The organism is Achromobacter anxifer (assembly GCF_903652925.1).
GTDB lineage: Bacteria > Pseudomonadota > Gammaproteobacteria > Burkholderiales > Burkholderiaceae_B > Achromobacter > Achromobacter anxifer.
Genome location: NZ_CAHLAR010000017.1, coordinates 1 through 26,314, shown reverse-complemented (window position 1 = coordinate 26,314; position 26,314 = coordinate 1). Strand labels below are relative to the sequence as shown.

The 26,314-nt window shown below is 69.3% G+C and carries 24 protein-coding genes; 21 read left to right on the top strand and 3 right to left on the bottom strand.

Annotated elements, in window-relative coordinates; genetic code table 11:
• Positions 1–8 precede the first annotated feature (8 nt).
• The 13 genes from HWY37_RS32060 to HWY37_RS32000 all read left to right on the top strand — a co-directional run bounded on the left by HWY37_RS32060 (position 9) and on the right by HWY37_RS32000 (position 10,164).
• Positions 9–893, top strand: a complete 885-nt coding sequence (locus HWY37_RS32060) for a branched-chain amino acid ABC transporter permease (RefSeq protein ID WP_175209812.1) — start codon at positions 9–11, stop codon at positions 891–893.
• 11 nt (positions 894–904) lie between these two features.
• Entirely contained in the window at positions 905–1,921 is a 1,017-nt protein-coding gene (locus HWY37_RS32055; protein WP_176090681.1) for a branched-chain amino acid ABC transporter permease, read from the top strand.
• Entirely contained in the window at positions 1,914–2,693 is a 780-nt protein-coding gene (locus HWY37_RS32050) for an ABC transporter ATP-binding protein (RefSeq protein WP_176090680.1), read from the top strand. The genes HWY37_RS32055 and HWY37_RS32050 overlap by 8 nt, the downstream gene beginning before the upstream one ends.
• The gene (locus HWY37_RS32045) at positions 2,686–3,399 is read left to right on the top strand and encodes an ABC transporter ATP-binding protein (protein ID WP_175209818.1); all 714 of its coding nucleotides are present in this window, start codon (positions 2,686–2,688) and stop codon (positions 3,397–3,399) included. Before HWY37_RS32050 ends, HWY37_RS32045 begins: the two co-directional genes overlap by 8 nt.
• An 18-nt stretch (positions 3,400–3,417) precedes the next feature.
• Complete coding sequence (locus HWY37_RS32040; RefSeq protein WP_175209820.1) at positions 3,418–4,290, top strand: alpha/beta hydrolase; 873 nt, start codon at positions 3,418–3,420, stop codon at positions 4,288–4,290.
• Between the two features lie 19 nt (positions 4,291–4,309).
• Positions 4,310–4,702 (top strand): RidA family protein, encoded by a 393-nt coding sequence (locus tag HWY37_RS32035; RefSeq protein ID WP_176090679.1) that lies wholly within the window; start codon positions 4,310–4,312, stop codon positions 4,700–4,702.
• 34 nt (positions 4,703–4,736) lie between these two features.
• On the top strand, positions 4,737–5,498 hold the full coding sequence (locus tag HWY37_RS32030; protein ID WP_176090678.1) for an SDR family NAD(P)-dependent oxidoreductase: 762 nt from the start codon (positions 4,737–4,739) through the stop codon (positions 5,496–5,498).
• A 14-nt stretch (positions 5,499–5,512) separates the two neighbouring features.
• Positions 5,513–6,736 (top strand): acyl-CoA dehydrogenase family protein, encoded by a 1,224-nt coding sequence (locus tag HWY37_RS32025; protein WP_176090677.1) that lies wholly within the window; start codon positions 5,513–5,515, stop codon positions 6,734–6,736.
• Positions 6,733–7,767 (top strand): phosphotransferase, encoded by a 1,035-nt coding sequence (locus tag HWY37_RS32020; protein WP_175209828.1) that lies wholly within the window; start codon positions 6,733–6,735, stop codon positions 7,765–7,767. Before HWY37_RS32025 ends, HWY37_RS32020 begins: the two co-directional genes overlap by 4 nt.
• 105 nt (positions 7,768–7,872) lie before the next feature.
• Positions 7,873–8,337 carry a GNAT family N-acetyltransferase gene (locus HWY37_RS32015; RefSeq protein ID WP_176090676.1) on the top strand — a complete coding sequence of 155 codons (465 nt, stop codon included), beginning with the start codon at positions 7,873–7,875 and terminating at the stop codon, positions 8,335–8,337.
• A gap of 99 nt (positions 8,338–8,436) precedes the next feature.
• On the top strand, positions 8,437–8,805 hold the full coding sequence (locus HWY37_RS32010; protein WP_176090675.1) for a COG4315 family predicted lipoprotein: 369 nt from the start codon (positions 8,437–8,439) through the stop codon (positions 8,803–8,805).
• A 29-nt stretch (positions 8,806–8,834) separates the two neighbouring features.
• The gene (locus tag HWY37_RS32005) at positions 8,835–9,347 is read left to right on the top strand and encodes an RNA polymerase sigma factor (RefSeq protein ID WP_176090674.1); all 513 of its coding nucleotides are present in this window, start codon (positions 8,835–8,837) and stop codon (positions 9,345–9,347) included.
• 1 nt (position 9,348) lies between these two features.
• Entirely contained in the window at positions 9,349–10,164 is an 816-nt protein-coding gene (locus HWY37_RS32000) for an anti-sigma factor family protein (protein WP_176090673.1), read from the top strand.
• A 72-nt stretch (positions 10,165–10,236) separates the two neighbouring features.
• Here the strand turns inward: HWY37_RS32000 and HWY37_RS31995 are convergent, their stop codons facing one another.
• The 3 genes from HWY37_RS31995 to atzF are packed head-to-tail and all read right to left on the bottom strand — an operon-like array spanning position 10,237 to position 16,515.
• On the bottom strand, positions 10,237–10,980 hold the full coding sequence (locus HWY37_RS31995; RefSeq protein WP_175209838.1) for a GntR family transcriptional regulator: 744 nt from the start codon (positions 10,978–10,980) through the stop codon (positions 10,237–10,239).
• A gap of 10 nt (positions 10,981–10,990) precedes the next feature.
• Entirely contained in the window at positions 10,991–14,641 is a 3,651-nt protein-coding gene (uca, locus tag HWY37_RS31990) for an urea carboxylase (RefSeq protein WP_176090672.1), read from the bottom strand.
• Positions 14,642–14,685: 44 nt separating this feature from the next.
• Positions 14,686–16,515, bottom strand: a complete 1,830-nt coding sequence (gene atzF, locus HWY37_RS31985; protein WP_176090671.1) for an allophanate hydrolase — start codon at positions 16,513–16,515, stop codon at positions 14,686–14,688.
• Between the two features lie 358 nt (positions 16,516–16,873).
• On the opposite strand from atzF, the gene urtA reads away from it, so the two are divergent.
• From urtA to HWY37_RS31945, 8 genes are all read left to right on the top strand, one after another.
• Positions 16,874–18,127, top strand: a complete 1,254-nt coding sequence (gene urtA / locus HWY37_RS31980; RefSeq protein ID WP_175209841.1) for an urea ABC transporter substrate-binding protein — start codon at positions 16,874–16,876, stop codon at positions 18,125–18,127.
• Between the two features lie 20 nt (positions 18,128–18,147).
• Positions 18,148–19,779, top strand: a complete 1,632-nt coding sequence (urtB, locus tag HWY37_RS31975; protein ID WP_176090670.1) for an urea ABC transporter permease subunit UrtB — start codon at positions 18,148–18,150, stop codon at positions 19,777–19,779.
• Entirely contained in the window at positions 19,776–20,903 is a 1,128-nt protein-coding gene (gene urtC, locus HWY37_RS31970) for an urea ABC transporter permease subunit UrtC (protein ID WP_176090669.1), read from the top strand. Before urtB ends, urtC begins: the two co-directional genes overlap by 4 nt.
• Complete coding sequence (gene urtD / locus HWY37_RS31965) at positions 20,900–21,739, top strand: urea ABC transporter ATP-binding protein UrtD (RefSeq protein ID WP_175209844.1); 840 nt, start codon at positions 20,900–20,902, stop codon at positions 21,737–21,739. Before urtC ends, urtD begins: the two co-directional genes overlap by 4 nt.
• A gap of 1 nt (position 21,740) precedes the next feature.
• Positions 21,741–22,439, top strand: a complete 699-nt coding sequence (gene urtE, locus HWY37_RS31960; protein WP_175209845.1) for an urea ABC transporter ATP-binding subunit UrtE — start codon at positions 21,741–21,743, stop codon at positions 22,437–22,439.
• A 36-nt stretch (positions 22,440–22,475) separates the two neighbouring features.
• Complete coding sequence (locus HWY37_RS31955) at positions 22,476–22,889, top strand: DUF2946 domain-containing protein (protein ID WP_176090668.1); 414 nt, start codon at positions 22,476–22,478, stop codon at positions 22,887–22,889.
• Between the two features lie 188 nt (positions 22,890–23,077).
• Entirely contained in the window at positions 23,078–25,279 is a 2,202-nt protein-coding gene (locus HWY37_RS31950) for a TonB-dependent receptor (protein WP_176090667.1), read from the top strand.
• Positions 25,280–25,290: 11 nt separating this feature from the next.
• On the top strand, positions 25,291–26,314 hold a 1,024-nt coding region (locus HWY37_RS31945), incomplete at its 3' end, for a PepSY domain-containing protein (RefSeq protein WP_176090666.1).

Genomic DNA, 26,314 nt, shown 5'->3' with positions numbered 1-26,314 from the left:
GGCCCGCCATGGATATGTCCGCGCAGATCGTTCAACTGCTAGTCGCCGGGATCACCACCGGCAGCATCTACGCCATCGTGGCGGTAGGCTTCAACGTCATTTTCAAGAGCACCGACGCCATCAACTTCGCCCAGGGCGAATGGGTCATGATGGGCGGCATGGTTGCGGCGGCCTGCTACGCGGTCGCGGCGCTGCCGCTATGGCTGTCCTGTCTGGCGGCGGTGGCCCTGGTGGCCGTGGCGGGCGGCGTGTCCGAACGCCTGGTCATCCATCCGCTGAAGAAACCCGCGCCGCTGCTGGTGACGCTGCTGAGCATCGGCCTGGCCATCTGCACCAAGAGCCTGGTCATGCTGGGGCTGGGCAAGACGCCGATGGGCTATCCCGCGTTCTCGGGCGATGCGCCCGTGGCGCTGGCGGGCGCGCAGATTCCGCCGCAGAGCTTCTGGGTGATGGGCGTGGCCCTGGTCTTCATGCTGGGGACCCACTTCTTCTTCGAGCGCACGCTGCTGGGCAAGACCCTGCGCGCCACCGCCATCGACCGCGACGCCGCGGCCCTGGTCGGCATCAACGTGCGGCGTTCGGTGACGGTGGCCTTCGTGCTGGCGGCGCTGGCCGGCGGCATTGCCGGCGTGATCATCGCGCCGCTGACCTTCACCTCCTACGACCACGGCACCATGCTGGGGTTCAAGGGCTTCAGCGCGGCCATGCTGGGCGGGCTGGGCAGCCTGCAAGGCGCCCTGCTCGGCGGCCTGCTGCTGGGCGTGATCGAGGCGCTGGGCGGCGGCCTGATTTCCTCGCAGTACAAGGACGCGCTGTCCTTCATCCTGCTGCTGCTCGTGCTGTTCTACCGTCCCCAGGGCTTGCTGGGCAAAGCCGAAATCAACAAGGTCTGAAGGATGTGGCGATGAAATCAGATATCCACCCGTCCGGCGACGGCAGACAGCTCGACCTGCGCATCCTGCTGGCGCTATGGGGCCTCTTCCTCCTGTTTCCGTTCGTGGCGCCAAACAGCTATGCCGTGGGCCTGGCGGTGACGTTCAGCATCAACCTGATGCTGATCGCCAGCCTCAATCTGCTGATGGGCTATTGCGGACAGATCTCGATGTGCCAGGCCGGCTTCTTCGGCCTGGGCGCCTATGTCAGCGGCGCGCTGTCGGCCAAATACGGGATTCCGGCGCTCGTTGGCATTCCGGCGGCGCTGGCCGTCGCGAGCACGGCGGCCCTGCTGATCGCCCTGCCCGTGCTGCGGCTGCGCGGCCACTACCTGGCGATGGCCACGCTCGGCTTCAACGCCATCCTGTCGGTGCTGTTCGTCGAGCTGGTGGACTTTACCGGAGGCCCCAACGGCTTGTCCGGCGTCGAGCCCATCACGGTGGCAGGTTATGCCTTCGATACCGACCGGCGCTTCTTCTACCTGGCCTGGGCCGCCGGCCTGCTGCTGATGTGGGGCTTCCTGAACCTGAGCCGCTCGCGCATCGGCCGCGCCATGATCAGCGTGGCCGGCAGCGAAGTCGGCGCGTCCAGCCTGGGCATCAACACCTACGCGCTGAAGGTGGCGATCTTCGTGCTGTGCGCCGCGGTCGCGGCCCTGGCGGGCACGTTCTACGTCCACTTCAACCAGTTCGCCTCGCCCGAGACCTTCAGCTTCTCGGCCTCGGTGCTGCTGCTGGTCATGGTCGCGGTCGGCGGCTGGGGCAAGTACTGGGGACCGCTGTTCGGCGCGCTGGTCTACACCGCGGTGCCGGAGCTGCTGCGTGCCTTCCATGACGTCGAGCTGCTGCTGTTCGGGCTGGGCATGATCCTGGTCCTGATGTTCTTCCCGGGCGGGCTGGCGGGACTGGCGCAGCGGCTGTGCCGGCGCTCGCCACGCCTGCCCGCAGTCCCGGTGGCGGCAACGAAGGGAAAGGTGCGCCATGGCTGATCACGATTTCCTGTCGGTGCGGGACCTGGGCATCAATTTCGGCGGATTGGCCGCGCTTGCCGACCTGTCCTTCGACCTGAAGCAGGGGCAGATCAAGGGGCTGATCGGCCCCAACGGCGCCGGCAAGAGCACCTTGTTCAACATCGTTGCGGGCCTGCTGCTTCCGGGTAGCGGCGACGTGCGCTTTCGCGGCCGTTCGGTGCGCGGCCTGCCGCCGCACCAGCGCGTCCGCCTGGGCATCGCCCGCACCTTCCAGAACCTGCAGATCTTCAAGGACCTGACGGTGCTGGAGAATGTCATGGTGGGCTGCCACGCGCGCTTCGGCTCCGGCCTGTGGGCCTGCATGCTGCGCACCCCCCGGCAACGGCGCGACGAGCGGCAGATGCGCGACGTCGCGATGCAGCGGCTGGAACAACTGCATCTGGCCCGCCAGGCCGACGTGCTGGCCGCGGACCTGAGCTTCGGCCAGGCCAAGATCCTGGAAATCGCGCGCGCCCTGGCCGCCGACCCCGCCCTGCTGCTGCTGGACGAACCCGTCGCGGGCGTGCCCCACGCCGAGGTGGCGCAGGTGGCTCAGGTCATACGCGAAGTGAACGCCAGCGGCGTGACCGTGCTGCTGGTGGAGCACAACATGAGCTTCGTCATGCAGCTGTGCGACGACATCCTGGTCCTGAACTACGGCCGCAAGATCGCCGAGGGCCGGGCCGACGCGGTGCGCGCCGATCCCCTGGTCCTGAAAGCCTATCTCGGGGAGGACATGGCCGATGCTTGAGATCACCAATCTGTGCGCCTCCTACGGCGCCGGCGACGTGCTGCGCGAAACCTGCCTGGAGATCCCGGCCGGACAGATAGGCTGCCTGCTCGGCGCGAACGGCGCCGGCAAGACCACGGTCATGCGCAGCCTGAGCGGCCTGCTGCGGCCGCTGCGCGGCAGCATCCGCTTCGAGGGAGAAGCGCTGGAAACGCTGTCCGCCGACCGCATCGTCGACCGCGGCATCGTCCTGGTGCCGGAAGGCCGGCGCGTGTTCGCGCCGCTGTCGGTCAGCGAAAACCTGGAGATGGGCGGCTACAAGCTGCTGAAGCAGCGCCGCCAGACGGAATTCCGCCGCAACCTCGATTTCGTGCTGGACCTGTTCCCGCGCCTGTCCGAGCGCGCCCGCCAGCCCGCGGGCACGCTGTCCGGCGGCGAACAGCAGATGGTCGCGATAGGCCGCGCGCTGATGAGCAGCCCGCGCCTGCTGATGCTGGACGAGCCCTCCATGGGCCTGGCGCCGCTGGTGGTGAAGGACATCTTCATGTCGCTGCGCCGGCTCAAGCAGGAAGGCCTGACGCTGTTCATCGCGGAGCAGAACGCCAGGCTGACCTTGAGCGCCGCGGACTACGGCTACGTGCTGCAGGAAGGCCGGGTGGCGTACTCGGGCAGCGCCCAGGCGCTGCGCGACGATACACGGGTACAGGCGGCCTACCTGGGCGCCTGACAGGAGACAGGTGAAGCGATGACGTTTTCTTCCCAGGAGCAGGCGATCGATCCGGAGCAGGAAGCGCAGTACAACCTGCGCGCCAGGCATCCCGAACGCGAGGAAATCTACTTTACCTACGCGCGCCGCAGCGCCGACACGCGCGGCCGGCGCGAGGCGCGCCTGGACCTGCGCTTCGGCGAGCGGCCTTCCAGCGTGCTGGACCTGTTCGTGCCCGACCACGTGCCGGCGCCGCCGCTGCTGGTCTTCATCCATGGCGGCTACTGGCGCGCCCTGGACAAGCACGGCTTCTCCTTCATCGCCGACGAGTACCTGGCGCGCGGCGTGGCGGTGGCGCTGCCCAACTACACGCTGGCGCCGCACGCAAGCGTGTCCGACATCGTGGACGAGGCCTGTGGCGCCGTCTCCTGGCTTACCGCGCAGGGCGAGCGCCATGGCTACGACGCCAGCCGCATCGTGCTGTCCGGGCATTCCGCGGGCGGGCACATGGCGGCCAGGGCGCTGTGCCGCGACCTGGTTCCGGCGCTGGCCGGCAGGATACGGGGCTACGTCGGGCTGAGCGGCCTGTTCGACCTGGAACCGCTGCTGCGCACCTCGATCAACCGCGATCTCCACATGAGCGCCGCGGAAGCGCGCAGCCTGGGGCTGTACCGGCCCGCCGCGCTCTACGAAGTCCCCCTGGTGTTCGCCGCCGGCGCGCTGGAAACCGACGGCTTTCGCGGGCAGAGCCTGGACTTCTCGCGCCATTGCGCCAGCCATGGCTACCAGGTCGAGAACCTGGTGGTGCCGCGGCGCAACCATTTCGATCTGCTGACCGATTTCTCCAGCGGCGACTATCCGCTGTTCAACAAGACGCTCGATCTGCTGCTGCCCGGCGCGGGCCGGGCCTGATCTTTCACAAGGAGTCCCCATGGCAGGCCATCCACTCAATCCCGCCGGCGTCTGCGCGCCGCTGGGCCCCTACAGCCAGGGCGTGCTGACCGAAGGCGCCGGACGCTGGCTGCACATCGCGGGCCAGGTGGGAGTATCGTCCGAAGGTGCGCTCGCCCAGGGCTTCGAGGCCCAGGCCCACGCCGCCTGGCGCAATATCCAGGCCATGCTGGAGGCCGCCGGAATGGACGCGGGCGACCTGGTCAAGGTCGTGACCTACATCACGGACGAAAGCCAGCTGCCGTTGCTGGGTCCGGTCAGGCTGGCCTATCTGGGCGAGGCCCGCCCCGCCGCGACGCTGGTCGTGGTGCGGGCGCTGGCCCGGCCTGAATGGCTGATCGAAGTGGAAGCGTCGGCGTACAAGCCTGCATGACCCCCGCGGCGCAAGCGCCCGAAGGAGAGTGAGCATGTTCGAGGACCTACGCAACAAGCGGGCCCTGGTGACCGGCGCCTTCGGCGGACTGGGCGCGGAGTTCGCGCGCACCCTGGCCGCCGCGGGCGCGCACGTCGCCCTGGCCGGACGCAGGCTGCAGGCCGGCGAGCAGCTGGCCGCCGAGCTGGCCGCCGCGGATCGGCGCGCCTGCGCCATCGCGCTGGACGTGACCCGCCCCGACAGCGTCGCGGGCCTGTTCGATGCGGCGGCCGAGCGCCTGGACGGCGCCCTCGACATCCTGGTCAACAATGCCGGCATCACCGCCACCCGGCCGGCGCTGGAACACACCGAGGCCGACTGGATGGACGTGATCGACGTCAATCTCAACGGCACCTGGCGGGTGGCGCAGGCCGCCGGCCGCCACATGCAGGCGCATGGCGGCGGCAGCATCATCAACATCGCCTCCATCCTGGGGCTGCGGGTGGCGCAGCAGGTGCCCGCCTACACCGCGTCCAAGGCCGCGCTGATCCAGCTGACCCAGGCCCTGGCGCTGGAATGGGCGCGCCATGGCATCCGCGTCAATGCGCTTGCGCCCGGCTACATCGAAACCGACCTGAACCGCGAATTCTTCGCCAGCGACGCGGGCCAGGCGCTGATCCGGCGCGTGCCGCAACGCCGCCTCGGCCAGGCCCGGGAGCTGTCGGCTCCCCTGCTGCTGCTGGCCTCCGACGCCTCTTCCTTCATGACCGGATCCGTCCTGGTCGTGGATGGCGGACATCTCATTTCCACGCTCTGACCCAGGGAAGCAACATGGACTTCAGCCTCACGCCAGAAATCGAAAGCTATCGCCTGCGCATCAAGGATTTCGTCGAGACCCACATCCTGCCGGCGGAAGCGGATCCGGCCTCCTACGACGAACACGAGAACATCCGCGAGGAAGTCCTGCAGCCGCTGCGCCGCCGTGCGCGCGAAGCCGGCTTGTGGGCGTTGCAGATGCCGCGCGACCGCGGCGGCCAGGGCCTGTCCCGCGTCGGCATGGCGGCCTGCTACGAGGAAATGAACGTGTCGATCTTCGGGCCCGTCGTGTTCAACAGCGCGGCGCCCGACGACGGCAACATGATGGTGCTGGAGAAGGTCGCCACCGAGGCGCAGAAGGCCCGCTGGCTGCAACCCATCGTGGACGGCAAGGTGCGTTCCTCGTTCGCCATGACGGAACCGCATCCGGGCAGCGGATCTGATCCTTCGATGATGCGCACCACCGCCACGCTGAAGGACGGCAAATGGCGGGTGCATGGCAAGAAGTGGTTCATCACCGGCGCGGGCGTGGCGCAGCACTTCATCCTGATGGCCAAGACCTCGGACGATCCGCGCAAGGGCCTGACCGCCTTTCTTTTCGACGCGGACCAGCCCGGCTGGCGCATCGAACGCCGCATCCCCATCATGGGGCCGGAAGAACACGGCGGCCACTGCGAACTGCTGTTCGACGGGCTGGAGATTCCCGATGAGAACCGGCTGCTGGGGGTAGGCGATGGCCTGAAGGTCACGCAGATCCGCCTGGGGCCCGCGCGGCTGACGCACTGCATGCGCTGGCTGGGGCTGGCCCGCCGTTCCCTGGCCATCGCGCGCGATTACGTGGCGACGCGGCAGAGCTTCGGCACCGCGCTGGCCGAGCGCGAAGGCGTGCAGTGGATGCTGGGCGAATGCGCCATGGCGATCGAGATCGGCCGCCTGCTGACGATGCGCGCCGCGGTCGCGCTGGACCAGGGCAGCTACGCGCGCAAGGAAGTCTCGATGGCGAAGATCGTCGTCTCCGAAACGCTGCACAAGGCGGTCGACACCGCCATCCAGCTGACCGGCGCGCGCGGCTACTCGCGCGACACGGCCCTGGCCTGGATCTACCGCTATGCGCGCCAGGCGCGCCTAGTCGACGGCGCCTCCGAGGTGCACAAGATGGTGCTGGCCCGGTTCCTGATGGACGAGGGCGACGCCTTCTGGCATTGGCAGGAGCAGGAGCATGCCGGGGCGCAATCGTGACCGGCGCGCAGCCGGACCGGCTGGCCGGCCAGGAGGCGCTGGCCGCCTATCTGGTGCGCGGCGGCTACGCGCAAGAGGCCGGCGAGGTGAGCTTGCGCCGCCTGGCCGGCGGCCAGTCGAACCCGACCTACATCGTGGCCACGGCTGGCGGCCAATACGTGCTGCGCAAGCAGCCCGCGGGCAAGCTGCTGCCCTCGGCGCACGCCATCGACCGTGAATTCCGGGTCATGCGGGCGCTGCAAGGCAGCGCGGTGCCCGTGCCGCGCATGCTGGACTATTGCACCGACGACAGCCTGCTTGGCACGCCGTTCTATCTGATGGATTACGTGCAGGGGCGCTGCTTCGTCGACCCGGCGCTGCCTGGCATGAGCCCTGACGAGCGCGGCGCGATCTACGCCGAAACCAGCCGCGTGCTGGCGGCCCTGCATGAGCTGGACTATGCGGCGCTGGGCCTGGAAAACTATGGCCGCCCCGGCAACTACTACGCGCGCCAGATCTCGCGCTGGACGCGGCAATACCGGGAAAGCCGGCCGTCGGCCGACCTGCCCGCCATGGAGTCGCTGATCGACTGGCTGCCCGGCAACATTCCCGCCGGCGACGAAACCCGGCTGGTGCACGGCGACTTCCGCCTGGACAACCTGATCTTCCATCCGACCGAGCCCAGGGCCCTGGCCCTGCTGGATTGGGAGCTGTCGACGCTGGGGCACCCGCTGGCGGACCTGGCCTACTACTGCATGTGCTGGCGCGTGTCGCCGGAACTGTGGCGCGGCGTGGCCGGACGCGACCTCGCGGCCCTGGGCATTCCCGCCGAAGAGGAGGTCGTGGCGGCGTACTGCCGGGCCCGGGGGCTGGCGGGCGTGTCCGATTGGGGCTTCTACCTGGCCTACAGCTTCTTCCGCATGGCGGCCATCCTGCAGGGCGTCGCCGCGCGCGCGTCGGGCGGCAACGCCGCCGCCGACGACGCCCAGGCCATGGGCGCCAAGGTGGAGCCGCTGGCCGAGCTGGGATGGGCCTGCGCGCGCAACGCCTAGCCGGCCACAAGCCGGCGGCGCGCTGGCGCCCGGGGCGCAACCGCTCTATAACCTGATAATCAGGCCGGCAAGCCCGCCGGGCGTCCCCACCCACCTTCCCGCCCCATGACCCTGACCTGCTCCCTGGCGCTGCAACCCGCCACCGAAGACGACCTGCCCTTCCTGCTTGCCCTGCGCAAATCCACCATGCAGGAACATCTGCAACGCGCAGGCGCGCCGCTGGACGACGAGCACCATCTGGCCCGCATCCATTACCGCTTCGAGGACGCCCGAATCGTCTGGCTGGACGGCCGGCCCGCCGGCCTGTTCAAGCATGGCCGCGACGCGGCCGGCTGGCGCGTCGTTCAGATCCAGATCGACCCCGCGTTCCAGGGCCGCGGCCTGGGCCGCCGCCTGCTGGCAGACCTGCTGGACGAGGCCGACGCCCAAGGCATTCCCGTCACCCTGAGCGTGCTGAAAGGCAACCCCGCCCGCCGCCTCTATGAAGCGCTGGGCTTCACCCCCGTGGAGGAGACCGAACTGGAATACGAAATGCGTTACGAACCCGGCGCGGTCCGGCCGGCTGGCTGACCCTTGCAACTTCTTTCCGCCCGACGGGAATAAATCCGCAACCGCCGGCGTCTGTAGAGGGCAGTCCCCCACTTTCCCTATCTACGCACGAGGCAAACCATGCGCAAACACATCGCCGCAACCCTGGCGCTCAGCGCCGCCGCCCTGTTTTCGGCCGGCGCCCAGGCCCAGGCCGTCAAGACCCAGGACGGCGTTCTGGTCAACAGCGCCGGCATGACGCTTTACACCTTTGACAAGGATGCCGGCGGCAAGAGCGCCTGCAACGACCAGTGCGCCAAGCTGTGGCCGCCGGTCACGGCCAGCGCCGACGCCAAGCCGATGGGCGACCTGACCGTCATCACCCGCGACGACGGCAGCAAGCAATGGGCCAGCAAGGGCAAGCCGCTGTACACCTTCTCCAAGGACGCCAAGGCCGGCGACAAGAGCGGCGACAACTTCAAGGACGTCTGGCACGCCGCCAAGCCCTGAGCCGCCCCGGCAACCCATTGCAGCAACCCATGCGCGCCGAAGACGAAGCCCTGATCCTGGCCTGCATCCCCAGCCTGCGGCGCTACGCCCGCGGGCTGACGGGCGACCCCCACCGGGCCGACGACCTGGTCCAGGACACGCTGGAGCGCGCATGGAGCCGCTATTCGCGATGGCAGCGACGAGGCGAACTGCGCGCCTGGATGTTCGGCATCATGCACAACCATTTCATCGACGGCGTGCGCGCCAGCAGCCGGCGGGCCGAGCAGAATGCCGTGGGCGACCTGCCCGACGCCCCGGTGCGCGCCACCCAGACGGACCACCTGGAGGTGCGCGACCTGGACCGCTGCCTGCAAGCCCTGCCCGCGGAGCAGCGCGAAGTGCTGCTGCTGATCTGCGTGGAGGACCTGTCCTATCAGGAAACCGCCCGGATACTGGACGTGCCGATGGGCACGGTCATGTCGCGCCTGTCGCGCGCCCGCGAGAAGCTGGGCGCGCTGATGCAGGCGCGCGACACCGTCAGCAGGCTCCATCGCGTGAAATGACATGAACGAGAACCGCCTCCATGCGGTGCCCGGCAAGGGCACCCCGATTACCGAAGCCGATCTGCACGCCTATGCGGACGGCCAGTTGCCGCCGGCGCGCCGCGCCGAGGTCGAGACCTTCCTGGCCGCGCACCCGCAGGACCAGGCCCGGGTCGAGGAATGGCGGGAACAGCGGCGCCAGCTGCATGCCCTGCTGGACCCGGTGCTGGACGAACCCCTGCCGCTACGCCTGCCCCTGGCGCGTCCGGCCAACCCCTGGCCCTGGCGGGCCCTGGCCGCGGGCGTGGCGATCGCCGCCGTCAGCGCCAGCGCCGCCTGGATCACGCGCGGCGCGATGGACGCCCACCAGTTGCAGGCGGCATTGGCCACCGCTGCGCCGGAGCGCGTGGCGGGAGGCTATGCCCAGCGCGCCGCCATCGCCCACGCGGTCTACGCGCCCGACATGGGCCGGCCCGTGGAAGTCGGCGCGGACAACGAAAAAGGCCTGGTGACCTGGCTGACCAAGCGCATGGGCGCCACCATGCGGCCGCCGTCCCTGTCGCAGGCCGGCTATGAGCTGGTGGGCGGCCGCCTGCTGCCGGGCGGCGCGGGTCCGGTAGCGCTGTTCATGTACGGCGCGGCCGACGGACAGCGGCTGACGCTGTACGTCACCCGCGAGGCGGCGGGCGGACAGACGGCCTTCCAGTTCACCCAGGAAGGCCCGGTGCGGGTGTTCTATTGGGTCGAAGGACAATTCGGCTATGCGCTGTCCGGCGCGGTCAGCCGCGACGAGCTGCTGCGGGTGTCGCAAGAGGTCTACCGGCAGTTGCAGGGCTAGCGGACAGTTGCAGGGCTGGCTGGCAGCTACAGGGCTAGCCAACAGCTGCAGGGCTGGCCGGCACCTACAGGACTAGCCCGCAGGCCCGGCAGCTCCTCCGCCCGCGTTCTCGCGCGCCTCATGCAGCATGTGCAGCGTGATCTTGCGGACTTCGGCGCGGCTCATGCCGATATGCGAACGCAGCATGCGCGCCGCCTCGTCGGCGCGCCGCGCCAGCACCGCCCGCAGAATGGCCGCGTGTTCCTCGTAGGTGGCGTCCACGCGGAAGTCCTTGGTGAAATCCAGGCGCCGCACGATGCGTATCTTCTCGGTCACGTCGCGGTGGATCTGCGCCATCTCCGGATTGCCGGCGGCCGCCACCAACGCACAATGGAAGGCCTCGTCCAGCTGCGCCACCAGCCGGCCGTCCAGGATGCGCTGCCGCGGCGGCGCCAGCCACACGTCCTTCAAGGCGCCCAGGATGCCGGCCTCGTCCATCTGCTCGCGCGCGCACAGCCGTTCGACCGCGGCCTGCTCCAGCACCACGCGCACGTCGTACAGCGCCTCGAAACGCTCGAAGTCATAGGGCCGCACCTGCCAGCCGCTGCGCGGCCGCGGCAGCACGTAGCCCTCGCGCTCCAGCCGCGCCAGGCCCAGCCGCACCGGTGTGCGGCTGACGCCCAGGCGCGCCGCCAGTTCCGCCTCAGTGAAGCGTTCGCCCGGCAACATGCGGAAATCAAACAGGTCGTCCTTCAGGCGCTGGTAGACCTGGTCGGCCAGCGAACCGGCCAGGGCCGGCGCCTGGCGCATGGCGGGGCCGGCCCGCAAGGCGTCCATGCCCATCGCCTCAGGCCACCGGGCAGGTGGCGTCCTCGGCCAGCACGATGAGCGGATCGCCCGCGTTCACGGGCTTGCCGGGCACGCAGCGGATCGCGGCGATGGTTCCGGACGCGGGCGCGATGACGGACAGCTCCATCTTCATGGCCTCGACCACCACCAGCGTGTCGCCGGCCGACACGCTCTGCCCCACCTGCACCGGGATCTTCCAGATATTGCCGCACATATCGGCGCTGACCAGGCGTTCGCCTTCGCGCAGCGCCGGCTCCGCATCCGGCCCGGGTGCGGCGGCGTCCGGCTCCGCCACGGCATCCTCGCTTTTCCACAGGGCCACCTCGGCGTCGAAGGCGCTCTTCTGCCGCGTCTGGAACGCGGCGATGCTGTCCGCGTGTTCCGCCAGAAAGCGCTGGTGCTCGGCAAAGTCGAACACCTCTTCCTCGATGCGCACCGTGGCCCGGCCTTCGCGGAAGTCCTCGCGCAACACGTCGAGCTCGGCCTCGGTCACGGGATAGAAGCGCACCTGGTCGAAGAAGCGCAGCAGCCAGGGCTTGCCGTCCTGGAACACAGGGTTCTTCAGGAACTTGTTCCAGATGGGCAAGGTGCGGCCGACCAGCTGATATCCGCCCGGCGAGTCCATGCCGTAGATGCACATGTACACCCCGCCTATGCCCACCGTGCCTTCGGCCGTGTAGGTGCGCGCCGGGTTGTACTTGGACGTCAGCAGGCGATGGCGCGGGTCTATCGGCACCGCGCAGGGCGCGCCCAGATACACGTCGCCCAGGCCCATGATCAGGTAGCTGGCGTCGAACACGATGTCGCGGACGTCATCGCGGCTGGCCAGGCCGTTGATGCGCCGGATGAAATCCACATTGTTCGGCAGCCAGGGCGCGCTGGCGCGCACGGTCTCCTGGTAGCGCTGCACCGCGCCCAGCGTGGCCGTATCCTCGAACGCCATCGGCAGATGAACCACCCGGGTCGGCACCTTGAGCGTGGCCACGTCCGCCAGCCCGGCCTCGATCCGCAACAGGCGCTGGATCAGCGCGCCTTGCAGGATGATACGGCTGTCATAGCGGATCTGCAGCGAGCGCACGCCGGGCGACAGTTCCAGCACGCCGGCGACGGGGTCGGCGGCCAGCGCCTCCATCAGCAGGTGGATGCGCATGCGCAGGGCCAGGTCCAGCACGTTGTCGCCGTACTCCAGCAGCAGATAGCCGTCGCCCGCCTGGCGGTAGGACACGGAGGGACGCGCCCCCTGCGCCGGCAGCAGCGCCACGATGGGTTCCGTCACGTCGAGCGGCGAGGCGGTCCGAGTCAGCGCAGGCGCTGCGGCCTGCGCCAGCGCGGGTGCGGCCAGTTCCGCCACGCAGCGGTCCTGCGCCGCCTCCAGCGCCACTGCCCGCTCGTAATCGATGCGCACGAAGCGGATGCGGTCGCCCGGCTTGACCTGGCCGACCTTCCACAGTTCGGCGCGGGCGATGGTCACGGGGCAGACGAAGCCGCCCAGGCTGGGGCCGTCGCGCGTCAGGATCACGGGGCTGTCGCCGGTGAAGTTGATGCTGCCGATGGCGTACTCGCAATCATGGATGTTGGACGGATGCAGGCCGGCTTCGCCGCCGTCCTCGCGCGCCCACGTCGGCTTGGGTCCGATCAGGCGCACGCCCAGACGGTTGGAGTTGTAGTGCACCTCCCAGTCCGCGGCGAAGAAGGCGTCGATGGCTTCGGGCCGGAAGAAGTCGGGCGCGCCGTGCGGGCCGTAGAGCACGCCGATTTCCCAGGTATTGCCGTAGGCCGGAATCAGCTCGGCGGGCGCGGCCTGCGGCTCGGACTCGGGCGGCGTGGCCGCGGCCAGCCCGGGCCGCACCAGCGGCAGCATGTCGCCCACGCGCAAGGTGCGGCCGGCATGGCCGCCGAACTGGCCCAGCGCAAAAGTCGAACGGCTGCCCAGATAGACCGGCACGTCCAGGCCGTTGCGCACGGCCAGGTAGCTGCGGCAGCCCGACAGCGCGCGGCCGGTCTCCAGCACCTGGCCGGACCGCACGGCCACCGGCGTCCACATGGGCATGGGTTCGCCGTCCAGGGTGGCGGCGCAGGCCGCGCCGGTCAGCGCGACGATGGCATCGCCATGGAAGCGCAGGCTGGGACCGACCAGGGTGGTCTCGATGCCGGCCGCGTCGGGCGCGTTGCCGACGATGCGGTTGGCCAGGCGGAAGGCGTAGTCGTCCATCGGCCCCGACGGCGGCACGCCGATGTCCCAGTAGCCCACCCGCCCCGGATAGTCCTGCACGCTGGTGTAGGTGCCCGCCGCCAGCACCTCGATCGCCGCGGGCCGGTAGACGAAGCCCTCCAGGAAGCGCGTGGACAATTCGCCGGCGCGAAAGCGCGCGTCATCGACGATCTGCCGCAAGTAATCCAGATTGGTGGCGATGCCATGCAGCCGGGTCCGCGCCAAGGCGTCGGCCAGCTTGTCCAGCGCGGCCTCGCGCGTATCCGCATGCACGATCAGCTTGGCCAGCATGGGGTCGTAATAGGCCGGCACCTCGGTGCCGGTCTCGACCCAGCCGTCCACCCGCACGCCCTGCGGAAAGAGCACCTCGGTCAACACGCCCGGCGCGGGCTGGAACTGGCGCAGCGGGTCCTCGGCGTACAGCCGGACCTCGATGGACGCGCCTTGCGGCGCGCGCGACATGGCGGCGTAGTCCAACGGCTCGCCCGCGGCCACGCGCAGCATGCACTCCACCAGGTCCAGCCCCGTGACCGCTTCCGTCACTGGGTGTTCGACCTGCAAACGGGTGTTCACTTCCAGGAAGTAGAAGCTGTCGCGCGCCGGATCGTAGATGAATTCCACCGTGCCCGCGGAGCGGTAGCCGACCGACTCGCCCAGCCGCACGGCGGCGGCGTGCAGCGCTTCGCGCGTGGCGGCCGGCAGCAGCGGCGCGGGGGTTTCCTCGATGACCTTCTGGTTGCGGCGCTGCACCGAGCAATCGCGCTCGCCCAGCGCCAGCACACGGCCCGCGCCGTCGCCGAAGATCTGCACCTCGACGTGGCGGGCGTTGTCCACATAGCGCTCGATGAAGGCGCCGCCGTCGCTGAAGAAATGCTGGCCCATGCGCTGCACGCTGTCATAGGCCGCAGTCAGTTCGGCCTCGTTGTCGCAGCGCGACAGGCCTATGCCGCCGCCGCCCGCCGTGCTCTTGAGCATCACCGGATAGCCGATGCGCTCGGCCTGCGACAGCGCCTCGCCCAGGCTGCCCAGCAGGCCGGTGCCCGGCGTCATCGGCACGCCGGCCGCGGCCGCCAGTTCGCGTGAGCGGTGCTTCAGGCCGAACTCGCGGATCTGCAAAGGCGTGGGGCCGACGAATGCGATGCCCGCGTCCTCGCAGGCCTGCGCGAACTCCGCGCTCTCGGACAGGAAGCCATAGCCCGGATAGATCGCCTGCGCGCCGTGTTCGCGCGCGGCGGCCAGCAACAGGTCCATGCGCAGGTAGCTGTCGGCGGCCTTGGCGCCGCCCAGGGCCACGGCCACGTCGGCCTCGCGCACGTGCGCGGCATTGCGGTCCGGGTCGGAGTAAACGGCCACGCTGCGTATGCCCAGCCGCTTCAGGGTGCGGATGGCGCGGACGGCGATTTCGCCGCGGTTGGCAATCAGAACGGTATCGAACACGGTGCGACTCCCTGGTGTCTTGCGGGGTTATCGGAAACTGGGGATCAGGCCTGCGCGGCCAGGCTGGCCAGATAGGCGCGCCAGCCGCCGAAGACGGTGATGTCGCGCGCGCCCTCCAGGCCGCGCGGCTCGCAGATGAAGCCCTTGACCAGGCGGCCGTCCTCCAGCTCCAGCGTGCCTATGCCCAGCGGCGCCGGGATCTCGGCCACGAAGGCGCCGAAGGCCGCCAGCGGCACGTCCCAGAGCTCGACCTCGATGGGCGCGCCGTCCGCGGACTTCACCAGGCCGGGCTTGGGCGGCGTGGTGTTGGCCAGCGCATACAGGCGGTAGTCGCCCGCCGTGCGCGCCTGTTCGACGAAGACGGCGCGGCGCGAGATCAGCTGATGGTTCAGCGGCATGCCGCGCAGGTGCGCGCCCACCACGGACACGCGCACCGTGTCGCGCGCCGGGGCGCGGGACTGGCTGGCGGCAGGAAGCGGCGCGCCAGTGGCACCCAAGGGGAGGCCCAAGCGCGCCTGCCACTGCCGCCCGAACTGCGCCAGCGCATGGTCCTGCCAGGCCAGTCCGATGACCGTGATGCCGGCGGGCAGCCCATCGCCGCGCATGCCGGCGGGCAACGCCAGCGCCGACAGGTCCGCCAGGTTGGCGAAGTTGGTGTAGACGCCCAGCTGCGAATTCAGCGTTACCGGGTCGGCCTCCAGCTGCGCGATGGTGTAGATCGACGGCGCGGTCGGCACGAACAGCGCGTCGAAGCCTTGCAGCGACTGATGGATGCGCCGCGCCAGTTCCGCGCGCCGGTATTCGGCCTTGAAGGCGTCCAGCGCGCTGTAACCCGCGGCCTGCTCGACGATGCCGCGCACCACCGGATGGATGGCGTCGGGATGCTGTTTCCACAACGCTTCCACGGCGGCAAAGCGTTCGGCCACCCAAGGCCCCTGGTAGAGCAGCGCCGCCAGTTCGTTGAACGGCGTGAAGTCTATGGTTTCGACCACCGCGCCCGAGGCTTTCAGGACCCACAGCGCCTCGTCGAACGCGGCCGCCGCTTGCGCGTCGCCGAAGAATTCCAGCTGCGCGGGGACCGCCAGCCTGGGCTGCGCCGGCCAGGGATGGCCGCTGCCCGCAGGCTGCGCGCGCGAATAAGGATCGCGCTCGTCGAAGCCAGCCGCGATGTCGGCCACGAGCTCGGCATCGTCCACCGTCAGCGCAAACACCGACACGCAATCCTGCGTGCGGCAGGCCGGCACCACGCCGGCCGCGCTGAGCCGGCCCTTGGTCGGCTTCAGGCCGACGATGTTGTTGAAGCCCGCGGGCACGCGGCCCGATCCCGCGGTGTCCGTGCCCAGGGAGAATGCGGCCAGGCCGCGCGCCACCACGGATGCGGAGCCCGAACTGGAACCGCCGCTGACGTACTCCGGGTTGAAGGTGTTGACCACGGCGCCCAGCGGCGAACGCGTGCCCACCAGGCCGGTGGCGAACTGGTCCAGGTTGGTCTTGCCCACCAGGATGGCCCCCGCCGCGCGCAGGCGGCCGACGACGGTGGCGTCCTGGTCCGGCGTGTAGGCGAACTCCGGGCAGGCCGCGGTGGTAGGCCAGCCGGCGGCATCGATGTTGTCCTTGATGGCGAAGGGCACGCCATACAGCGGCAGCCGCGCCAGATCGCCGCCCGCTTGCTCCAGCAGTCCGCGCAGCGCCTGGAGCTGGCTGGCGAGCCCCGCGCCGTCCACCCGCTTGATCCAGGCGTTGTCCGGCGGACCGCCGCGTTCGGCCCATGCGGCCAGCAAGGTTTCAGGCGTCGCGCCCTCATCGCGGTAGGCGGCCTGCCATTGCGCGATCGTCCAACCGATGGGGCCCTTCTGGGTTGCTGCGGCGTTCATGCTGGAATCCTTTCTTGTATACAAGTACGGATTCCCAAGCAATCGGCGTGCCATGTCGGCCGTCAGCCTCTTGCGCCTCTGGCGGCGCGGCGCAAACCATCGGCCAGGCGTCGCACGGCCTGCCCCGCGCGCACCGCCAGCGGGCAGTGCGCGCACCCATGTTGTGCACGCGGCACCAGATCGGTCACCGCGCCCGCCGCGCCTCGCACCGCCCTGCGCGCCTCTCCTTTCCCCCTTCATATAGCGGCCCGCGCCCGCATCCGCGGCTGGCACGGCTTTTGCTTTGAGGATCTCGTTGTCGGGTGTTTTTCAGAACGTTCTCGCCGGCGCGGCCGGCACATTCCATTCAGGAGTCACCATGAAACGCAGACTAGCCCTCAAGCAACTGACCGCACTGAGCCTGTTGGCCATGTCCGGCTGGATGCCGCAGGTGTACGCCGCCGAAGACACCATCAAGGTCGGCATCCTGCATTCGCTGTCGGGCACGATGGCGATCTCGGAAACGTCGCTCAAGGACGTGGCCCTGATGACCATCGACGAAATCAACGCCAACGGCGGCGTGATGGGCAAGAAGCTCGAAGCCGTGGTGGTGGACCCCGCGTCGAACTGGCCGCTGTTCGCGGAGAAGTCGCGCCAGCTGCTGTCCCAGGACAAGGTGGCGGTGGTGTTCGGCTGCTGGACCTCGGTGTCGCGCAAGTCCGTGCTGCCGGTGTTCAAGGAACTGAACGGCCTGCTCTTCTACCCCGTGCAATACGAAGGCGAGGAACTGGAGAAGAACGTCTTCTACACCGGCGCCGCGCCCAACCAGCAGGCCATACCCGCGGTCGAATACCTGATGAGCGAGGACGGCGGCGGCGCCAAGCGCTTCGTGCTGCTGGGCACCGACTACGTCTATCCGCGCACCACCAACAAGATCCTGCGCGCCTTCCTGCACTCCAAGGGCGTCAAGGACAGCGACATCGACGAGGTCTACACGCCCTTCGGCCATTCCGACTACCAGACCATCGTGGCCAACATCAAGAAGTTCGCCACCGGCGGCAAGACGGCCGTCATATCCACCATCAACGGGGATTCCAACGTGCCCTTCTACAAGGAGCTGGGCAATGCCGGCCTGAAGGCCACCGACGTTCCGGTGGTGGCGTTCTCCGTCGGCGAAGAGGAACTGCGCGGCGTGGACACCAAGCCGCTGGTGGGTCATCTGGCCGCGTGGAACTACTTCGAGTCGGTCAAGAACCCGGTCAACGCAGAATTCATCAAGAAGTGGCAGGCCTATGCCAAGGCCAAGAACCTGCCCAACGCCAACACCGTCGTGACCAACGATCCGATGGAGGCCACCTACATCGGCATCCATATGTGGAAGCAGGCGGTCGAACAGGCCAAGACCACGGACGTGGACAAGGTGATCGCGGCGATGGGCGGCCAGAAGTTCAACGCGCCCAACGGCTACACCATCGAAATGGACCCGACCAACCACCACCTGCACAAGCCGGTCTACATCGGCGAGATCAAGGCGGACGGCCAGTTCAACGTGGTGTGGAAGAGCAAGGGTCCGATCCGCGCCCAGCCCTGGAGCCCGTACATCCCGGGCAATGAAGGCAAGCAAGGCCTCTAACGCTCTCGGGACAAGCAGCCATGCGCATCGCGGCAATCGCACTCTACTTGCGTCGTTTCCTTCTGGCCTGGCTGGTCGCCATGCCGCTCGCGGCCGCCCCGGCGGCGGCCAGCGGCGTGGACCCGGCCCTGCTCGCGCCGCTGGCCGGCGACGACACGGACGCCAGGCTGCAGGCGATTGCCGCGCTGGGCCAACTGCCCGACCCGGCCGCTGCGGCGGTGCTGCAGGCGCTGGGCGAGGACCGGCTCTACGCTACCGACGATGGCCGCGTGCTCATCGGCGGCAAGGGCGCGAGCGCCACCGACGCGGCGACGGGCGCCGCGGCCGAATTGCCCGCGGGCGCGGGCACGATAGCCATCAACAACCGCCTGCGCCGCGCCATCGAGACAGCGCTGGCCGGCTCGCGCCTGTATTCCGAACAGCCCGCCGAGCGCCTGGCCGCCGCCCGCCGCCTGCAACAGACCGGCGACCCGGCGCGCCTGCCCATGCTGGAAAAGGCATTGGCGGCCGAAAAGGACGACGCCGTCCGCGATGCGCTGCTGATCGCGCAGGCCAATCTGGAATTGAAGAGCGGCGATCCCGCCAAGCGGCGCCACGCGGTCGAGCTGCTGGGCGGCACCCGCAACGCCGCCTTCCGCCCGACGCTGGCCGCGCTGACCCAGCAGCGCGACGGCGTGTATGCGGAACCCGACCCCGAAGTGCGCGAAGCCGCCGAGCGCGCGCTCAAGCAGATCGACCGCCATCTGGCCACCATCGAGTGGGCCGGCAACCTGTTCTACGGCATCAGCCTGGGCAGCGTGCTGCTGCTGGCGGCGCTGGGCCTGGCCATCACCTTCGGCCTGATGGGCGTCATCAACATGGCGCACGGCGAACTGCTGATGATCGGCGCCTACGTGACCTATGTGGTGCAGACGCTGTTCCGCGCCTGGCTGCCGGGATGGCTGGACTGGTATGTGCTGGCCGCGCTGCCGCTGGCCTTCGCGGTGACGGCGCTGGTCGGCATGGCGCTGGAACGCACCGTCATCCGCTGGCTTTACGGCAGGCCGCTGGAAACGCTGCTGGCGACCTGGGGCATCAGCCTGATCCTGATGCAGGGCGTGCGCACGCTGTTCGGCGCGCAGAACGTGGAGGTGGGCAATCCCGGCTGGATGTCCGGCGGCGTCACGGTGCTGGGCGGCCTGGTGCTGAGCTACAACCGCCTGGTGATCATCGGCTTCGCCTTCTTCGTGGTGTTCCTGGTGTGGGCGCTGCTGAACCATACCCGCCTGGGCCTGTTCGTGCGCGCCATCACGCAGAACCGCCGCATGGCCGACTGCGTGGGCGTGCCCACCGGCCGCGTCGACATGCTGGCCTTCGGCCTGGGGTCCGGCATCGCCGGGCTGGCGGGCGTGGCCTTGTCCCAGCTGGGCAATGTGGGGCCCGACCTGGGCCGCGGCTACATCGTCGATTCCTTCATGGTGGTGGTGCTGGGCGGCGTGGGCCAGCTGGCCGGCACCGTCATCGCCGCGCTGGGCCTGGGCGGCGTCAACAAATTCCTGGAACCCTACGCCGGAGCCGTCATGGCCAAGATCACCATCCTGGCGCTCATCGTGCTGTTCGTGCAGAAGCGGCCGCAAGGCCTGTTCGCCCCGCGCGGCCGGAGCGTCGAATGAAACAGAACGCGCTGACCGACCTGAACCTGCTGACCCGCCGCCCGCTGTACTCGGGCCGGACCTGGGCTGTCCTGGCCGCGGCCGTGGCGCTGCTGGCGCTGTTGCCCTTGCTGAACCTGGTCTTTCCGCCGGGCCATGCCCTGCACGTGTCCGCCTATGCGGTGGCGTTGCTGGGCAAGTTTATGTGCTACGCCATGGCCGCGCTGGCGCTGGACCTGGTGTGGGGCTATGCCGGCATCCTGTCGCTGGGCCATGGCCTGTTCTTCGCGCTGGGCGGCTATGCGCACGGCATGTACCTGATGCGCGCCATCGGCCGCGACGGCGTCTACCAGAGCGACCTGCCCGACTTCATGGTGTTCCTGGACTGGAAGAGCTACCCCTGGTACTGGTCCTACACCGAACATTTCTGGTACGCCATGCTGCTGGTCGTGCTGGTGCCGGGCGTACTGGCCTTCGTGTTCGGCTACTTCGCGTTCCGTTCGCGCATCAAGGGCGTGTACTTCTCCATCATCACGCAGGCGCTGACCTTCGCCGCCATGCTGCTGTTCTTCCGCAACGACACGGGTTTCGGCGGCAACAACGGCTTCACCGACTTCAAGCGCATCCTGGGCTTCGACATCACCGCGCCCGGCACGCGCGCCGCGCTGTACTGGGTCACGCTGGCCGCGCTGGCGGGCGCGCTGGTGCTGGCGCGTGCGGTCACGCAAAGCAAGCTGGGCCGCGTGCTGACCGCGGTGCGCGACGCCGAAAGCCGCCTGCGCTTCATCGGCTACGAGCCGTTGGGTTTCAAGCTGTTCGTCTGGACCCTGTCGGCCGTGCTCTGCGGCATCGCCGGCGCGCTCTACGTGCCGCAGGTCGGCATCATCAACCCCAGCGAGATGTCGACCGAGACCTCCATCGAAATGGTGATCTGGGTCGCCACCGGCGGACGCGGCACGCTGATCGGCCCCATCATCGGCGCGGGCGCCGTCAACGGCCTGAAGACCTGGTTCACCAGCGTGCTGCCGGAGTTCTGGCTGTACGCGCTGGGCCTCATCTTCGTGCTGGTGACGCTGTTCCTGCCCACCGGCATCGTCGGCCTGGCGCGCCGCATTTCCGCACGCTTCCAGGGGAAAAAGACATGACCAGCACGCACATCGAATCCTCTGCGCTGGACGGCGGCCCCAGCGGCGATGCCGGCTACGGCCGCGTCAGCCCCAAGGGCCTGGACACCAGCCACGGCGCCATCCTCTACCTGGAAGGCATCACCGTCAGCTTCGACGGCTTCAAGGCCCTGAACGACCTGACGCTGGACATAGGCGTGGGCGAACTGCGCTGCATCATCGGCCCCAACGGCGCGGGCAAGACCACGATGATGGACGTGATCACCGGCAAGACCCGGCCCACGGCGGGAACCGCCTACTTCGGCCAGAGCATAGACCTGACCACGCTGAACGAAGCCCAGATCGCGCATGCGGGCATCGGCCGCAAGTTCCAGCGGCCCACCGTGTTCGAGCAGCACAGCGTCTTCGAAAACCTGGAGCTGGCGATGAAGACCGACAAGCGCGTGCGGCCCACGCTGTTCGCCCGGCTGAGCGGCGAGCAGGCCGACAAGATAGGCGAGACGCTGGACCTGATCCGGCTGCGGCCCGAGGCGGCGTTGCCCGCCGGGCTTCTGTCCCACGGCCAGAAGCAATGGCTGGAAATCGGCATGCTGCTGATGCAGGAGCCGCAATTGCTGCTGCTGGACGAGCCCGTGGCGGGCATGACCGACGCCGAGACCGAGCGCACCGGCGAGCTGCTGAACGAATTGCGCGGACGCCATTCGCTGATGGTGGTGGAGCACGACATGGACTTCGTCAACCAGATCGCGGGCGACGGCAAGGTCACGGTGCTGCACGAAGGCTCGGTGCTGGCCGAGGGGCCGATGAGCAAGGTACAGGCCGATCCGCGGGTCATCGAAGTCTATCTGGGGCGCTGAAATGCTGGACGTGAACGCAATCGACCAATACTACGGCGGCAGCCACACCCTGCGCGGAGTGTCGTTGTCCGTGCGCCAGGGCGAATGCCTGGCGCTGCTGGGCCGCAACGGCGTGGGCAAGACCACCCTGCTCAAGTGCGTGATGGGCGTGCTGCCGGTGGCGCGCGGCGGCATCGCCTTCGACGGCGCCGACGTCACGCGCCTGGCGCCGCACCAGCGCGCCGCGCGCGGCATGGCCTATGTGCCGCAGGGCCGCGACATCTTCGCCCGGCTGACAGTAGAAGAGAACATCCTGATGGGCATGGCGGCCAAGCCGGCGGCCCGCGCCCGGCGCATCAAGGAAGAGGTGTACGAACTGTTCCCGGTGCTGCGGACCATGCTGTCGCGCCGCGGAGGCGACCTGTCCGGCGGGCAGCAGCAACAGCTGGCCATCGCCCGCGCCCTGGTCGCCGAACCCAAGCTCATCATCCTGGACGAACCCACCGAGGGCATACAGCCGTCCATCATCAAGGACATCGCCCGCGTCATCCACATGTTGCGCCAGCGCGGCGACATCGCCATCCTGCTGTGCGAGCAGTACTTCGACTTCGCCCGCGAACTGGCGGACCAGTTCGTGGTGCTGTCGCGCGGCGCGGTGGCGGCCAGCGGCGGCCGCGCCGAAATCGACGGCGAGGACGTGCGTCGGCACTTGTCCGTATAGACGGCGGGCGGATCTGCTCCGATATAATCGGGCGCCATGTGCTCCGCCGCCTACCTGACCCGCCCCGCCATATGGATCGCGCTCGTCGCGATCCTGTGGGCGTCGTTGGCGCCGTCGCTGGCCCATGCGCTGAGCCTGTCTCCCACCAGCCACAACGCCCACCGCATCAGCGTGGACTTCTGCACCAGCGAAGGCGCGGGACGGGCCTCCCTGACGCTGGAAGTGCCAGGCAACGGCGATGACAGCTCGCAGGCCGACGCCCATGGCGACAGCCATCACTGCCCGCTGTGCCGCAACCCCAACGCCGACGTGGGCATCCTGCCCGCGCCCGTTCCCGTGGTGCCCGCCCCCGTCGGGCGCGCCATCACCTATCCGCCGCTGTTCTTCCTGGCGGCGCATCCTCTTCATGCCTGGAGCGCGGCCCAGCCGCGCGCGCCGCCAGCCGTCTGAGCCGCCGCGCCCCGCCGCCTGAAGACGGCCCAAGCGCGTCCGCCCCCTGCCACCTCGCCGCCACGTTCCGTCCGCGCCCGCCGCGCGTGCGGCTGCGTGCCGTCATTCAGGCTTGCGCGTCCCGGCCAGCTGCCTCCCGTCCCGCGGGAGGCCTGCCGGACGCGCGGGCCGGACCACCGGTTCCAGACATGAAGAAAACCACGACCTACACCCTGCTGCTGGGCGCGCTCGCCAGCGGTTCCGCCCAGGCCCTGACCACCGAACCCGCGGTGCAAACCCTGGCGCCCACCACCGTGCACGGCGCCGCCGCCGAAGACCCCGCGCCCAACGGCCCCATCAACCTGGACGCGCGCGACAGCACCGGCAGCCGCCTGGGGCTGACCCTGCGCGAAACCCCGGCCAGCGTCACCGTGATCTCGCGCGAGCAGATTGAAGCGCGCGGTTCGCTGAACACGCAGGAGATCGCCCGCGGCATCCCGGGCGTGGACAATGCCTCGCCCCCGGGCAATGCCGGCGCGGTCAGCTACCGCGGCTTCTCCGGCGGCCAGGTCTCGCAGCTGTTCAACGGCATTTCGGTGCAGTACGACTCCATCGCCGCCCGCCCCGTGGACAGCTGGATCTATGACCGGGTCGAGGCGATAGGCGGCCCCTCCACCTTCCTGTTCGGCGCGGGCGCGGTGGGCGGCGCCATCAACTACGTGACCAAGCTGCCCCAACGCGACACCTTCTACGAGGGCCAGCTGCGGCTGGGCTCGTTCGACAGCCGGCAGGTTTCGGTCGGCCTGAACCAGCAGCTGGCGGGCGAGCCCGGCGGCAGCGGCCACTACCTGCGCATCGACGCCAACACTGGCGCCAGCAGCGGCTGGGTCGACGACAACCATTCCCGCGCCAGCCAGATTGCCGCCTCGCTGCTGTCCGACCTGGGCAGCGACGTGACCCAGACCTTCGCCTTCGAATACCAGCGCGAGCAGGTGGACCGCCCTTACTGGGGCACGCCGCTGAAGACCGACGCCAACGGCGTGGTGCAGGGCGCCGGCCGCATCCTGGATGGCACGCGCTTCAAGAACTACAACGTGAGCGACGGCCTGTACGAGCAGTCCGTGCTGTGGGCGCGGTCGCTGACGGAATGGCGCGCCGGCTCCAACCTGACCTTCAAGAACACGCTGTACTACTACCGCGCCGAACGCGATTACCGCAACCTGGAGAATTACCGCCTGAACACGGGCAACAGCCTGGTGCTGCGGTCCGGCGCGCTGCTGCAGCGCCACGAGCAAAGCCTGATCGGCAACCGGGTGGAGGGCCTGTACCGCTCGACTCTGGCCGGCCTGCCCAGCGACTGGTCCTTCGGCGTGGACATCAGCCAGAACAAGATCACGCGCTATCCCACCAGCCTGCCTGCCCAGGTGGACGCGGTGGATCCCTACGATTTCTCGCCCGGCAATTTCTACGACATTCCCGGCATGAAGCGCGGCCACGTCGCCGACCGCGACAACCGCATCCGCACGCTGGCGCTGACGCTGGAAAACCGCAGGACGGTGCTGCCCGGCGTGGCCATCGTGTCGGCGCTGCGCAAGGACTTCATCGACGTGGACCTGACCAACCGCCGCGCCGTCACGCCCTCTTCGCCCGCCAGCGCGCAGCGCAGCTACTCCCCCCTGACCGGACGGCTGGGCCTGAACTGGGAGCTGAGCCCGGAAGCCTCGTTGTACGCGCAGTACGCCACCGCGGCGGATCCTCCGTCCGGGCTGCTGGCCACCGCCTCGTTCGCCGACGTGCTGAACAACGACAAGCTCACCACCGGCACCCAGGCCGAAGTGGGCGGCAAGTTCAACTTCTGGGACGGGCGCGGCTCGGCGACCGTGGCGCTGTACGAGATCAAGCGCAAGAACATGGCGACCCCCGACCCGAACAACCCAGGCGTGAGCCTGCCGGTGGGCGCGCAGTCGGCGCGCGGCATCGAACTGGCGGGCGGCCTGCAGCTGACCTCCCAGCTGTCCCTGCAGGGCAACGTCGCCTTTGTCGATCCGCGCTACGACGACTTCTCGCAATCCGTAGGCGGGGTGGCGGTCTCGCGCAACGGCAACGTGCCGACCAACACGCCGCGCCGGCTGGCCAACGTCTGGCTGGACTATGCCTTCCTGCCCGACTGGACCGCCAGCGTGGCGGCGCGCTACGTGGGCCGCATGTACGCGGACGCCGCCAACACGGTCTGGACGCCGTCCTACACCGTGTTCGACGCGGCCCTGTCGCACCGGGTCAACCGCAACCTCAGCGTGACGGCGCGCGTGCGCAACCTGGCCGACAAGGTCTACGCCGCGAACGCGACCCCGACCATGTACTACCTGGGCGCGCCGCGCTCGGTGGAACTGAGCCTGCAGGCCCGCTTCTGACAGGACTTGTCATGAACACGAGCGCTCTTCCTTCATCGCGGCGTCCAGCCGCAACGCCGCTGTCCTCCCGCGCCAAGCGCTGGCTGTATCTGATCCACCGCTGGGCGGGCATCGTGCTGTGCCTGTTCTTCGCCATGTGGTTCATTTCCGGCATGGTGATGATGTACGTGGGCTATCCCAAGCTCACGCCGCAGGAACGGCTGGCGCATCTGCCGCCGCTGGATGCCGCGGCCATCGCCGTGACGCCGTCGCAGGCGCTGGCCGCGGCCGGCGCCACGGACCCCGCCGGCATGGCGCTGGCCGCCGCCCGCGGCGGCGCGCCGGTGTATCTGGTGCCCGGCGCGCCGCGCAGCGCGCCCAAGGTGGTGGACGCCGCCAGCGGCGTCCTGCTGCCCGCCGCCGACGCCGCGACCGCGCTGGCGACCGCGCATGCCTGGAGCGGCGGTCAGTACGCCGCCCGTTACCAGGGCACGGTGGACGAGGACGCCTTTACCCATTCCCGCGCGCTGACCCCGGACCGGCCGCTGCACCGGGTGGACCTGGACGACCCCGCAGGCACCCGGCTGTACATCTCGTCGGCCACCGGCATGGTGGTGCTGGATGCCACGCGCACCGAGCGCGGCTGGAACTACCTGGGCGCCTGGATCCACTGGCTGTATCCGTTCCGCGGCAATGCGCTGGACGGCTGGTGGCACGACATCGTGGTCTGGCTGTCCGTGGCCGGCGTGCTGCTGGCGCTGACCGGCACCGTCGTCGGCGTCCTGCGCTGGCGCTTTTCTCGGCCCTACGCCAGCGGCAGCCGCTCGCCCTACCGTGAAAAGATGATGCGCTGGCATCACCTCAGCGGCCTGCTGTTCGCCGCCATCACCATCACCTGGATCTTCAGCGGGCTGATGTCGATGAATCCGTGGAAGCTGTTCAGCAGCGGCGCGCCGCCGCTGGCCCAGGCAGCCTACGCCGGGCCGCCGGGGACCGCGCTGGCCGCGCCCCAGGCGCTGATCGCCGCCCTGCCAGCCGCGCCGCGCGAACTGCGCT

Excerpts from the sequence above, each read along its gene's own strand:
- HWY37_RS31955 (WP_176090668.1), top strand. The coding sequence starts at position 22,476 with ATGTGCTCCGCCGCCTACCTGACCCGCCCCGCCATATGGATCGCGCTC.
- HWY37_RS32005 (WP_176090674.1), top strand. The coding sequence starts at position 8,835 with ATGCGCGCCGAAGACGAAGCCCTGATCCTGGCCTGCATCCCCAGCCTG.
- urtC (WP_176090669.1), top strand. The coding sequence starts at position 19,776 with ATGAAACAGAACGCGCTGACCGACCTGAACCTGCTGACCCGCCGCCCG.
- HWY37_RS32060 (WP_175209812.1), top strand. The coding sequence starts at position 9 with ATGGATATGTCCGCGCAGATCGTTCAACTGCTAGTCGCCGGGATCACC.
- HWY37_RS31995 (WP_175209838.1), bottom strand. The coding sequence starts at position 10,980 with ATGGACGCCTTGCGGGCCGGCCCCGCCATGCGCCAGGCGCCGGCCCTG.
- atzF (WP_176090671.1), bottom strand. The coding sequence starts at position 16,515 with ATGAACGCCGCAGCAACCCAGAAGGGCCCCATCGGTTGGACGATCGCG.
- HWY37_RS32030 (WP_176090678.1), top strand. The coding sequence starts at position 4,737 with ATGTTCGAGGACCTACGCAACAAGCGGGCCCTGGTGACCGGCGCCTTC.
- urtE (WP_175209845.1), top strand. The coding sequence starts at position 21,741 with ATGCTGGACGTGAACGCAATCGACCAATACTACGGCGGCAGCCACACC.
- HWY37_RS32050 (WP_176090680.1), top strand. The coding sequence starts at position 1,914 with ATGGCTGATCACGATTTCCTGTCGGTGCGGGACCTGGGCATCAATTTC.
- HWY37_RS32015 (WP_176090676.1), top strand. The coding sequence starts at position 7,873 with ATGACCCTGACCTGCTCCCTGGCGCTGCAACCCGCCACCGAAGACGAC.
- HWY37_RS32010 (WP_176090675.1), top strand. The coding sequence starts at position 8,437 with ATGCGCAAACACATCGCCGCAACCCTGGCGCTCAGCGCCGCCGCCCTG.
- HWY37_RS32055 (WP_176090681.1), top strand. The coding sequence starts at position 905 with ATGAAATCAGATATCCACCCGTCCGGCGACGGCAGACAGCTCGACCTG.
- urtD (WP_175209844.1), top strand. The coding sequence starts at position 20,900 with ATGACCAGCACGCACATCGAATCCTCTGCGCTGGACGGCGGCCCCAGC.
- urtB (WP_176090670.1), top strand. The coding sequence starts at position 18,148 with ATGCGCATCGCGGCAATCGCACTCTACTTGCGTCGTTTCCTTCTGGCC.
- HWY37_RS32045 (WP_175209818.1), top strand. The coding sequence starts at position 2,686 with ATGCTTGAGATCACCAATCTGTGCGCCTCCTACGGCGCCGGCGACGTG.
- HWY37_RS32035 (WP_176090679.1), top strand. The coding sequence starts at position 4,310 with ATGGCAGGCCATCCACTCAATCCCGCCGGCGTCTGCGCGCCGCTGGGC.
- urtA (WP_175209841.1), top strand. The coding sequence starts at position 16,874 with ATGAAACGCAGACTAGCCCTCAAGCAACTGACCGCACTGAGCCTGTTG.
- HWY37_RS32025 (WP_176090677.1), top strand. The coding sequence starts at position 5,513 with ATGGACTTCAGCCTCACGCCAGAAATCGAAAGCTATCGCCTGCGCATC.
- HWY37_RS31950 (WP_176090667.1), top strand. The coding sequence starts at position 23,078 with ATGAAGAAAACCACGACCTACACCCTGCTGCTGGGCGCGCTCGCCAGC.
- HWY37_RS32000 (WP_176090673.1), top strand. The coding sequence starts at position 9,349 with ATGAACGAGAACCGCCTCCATGCGGTGCCCGGCAAGGGCACCCCGATT.
- HWY37_RS32040 (WP_175209820.1), top strand. The coding sequence starts at position 3,418 with ATGACGTTTTCTTCCCAGGAGCAGGCGATCGATCCGGAGCAGGAAGCG.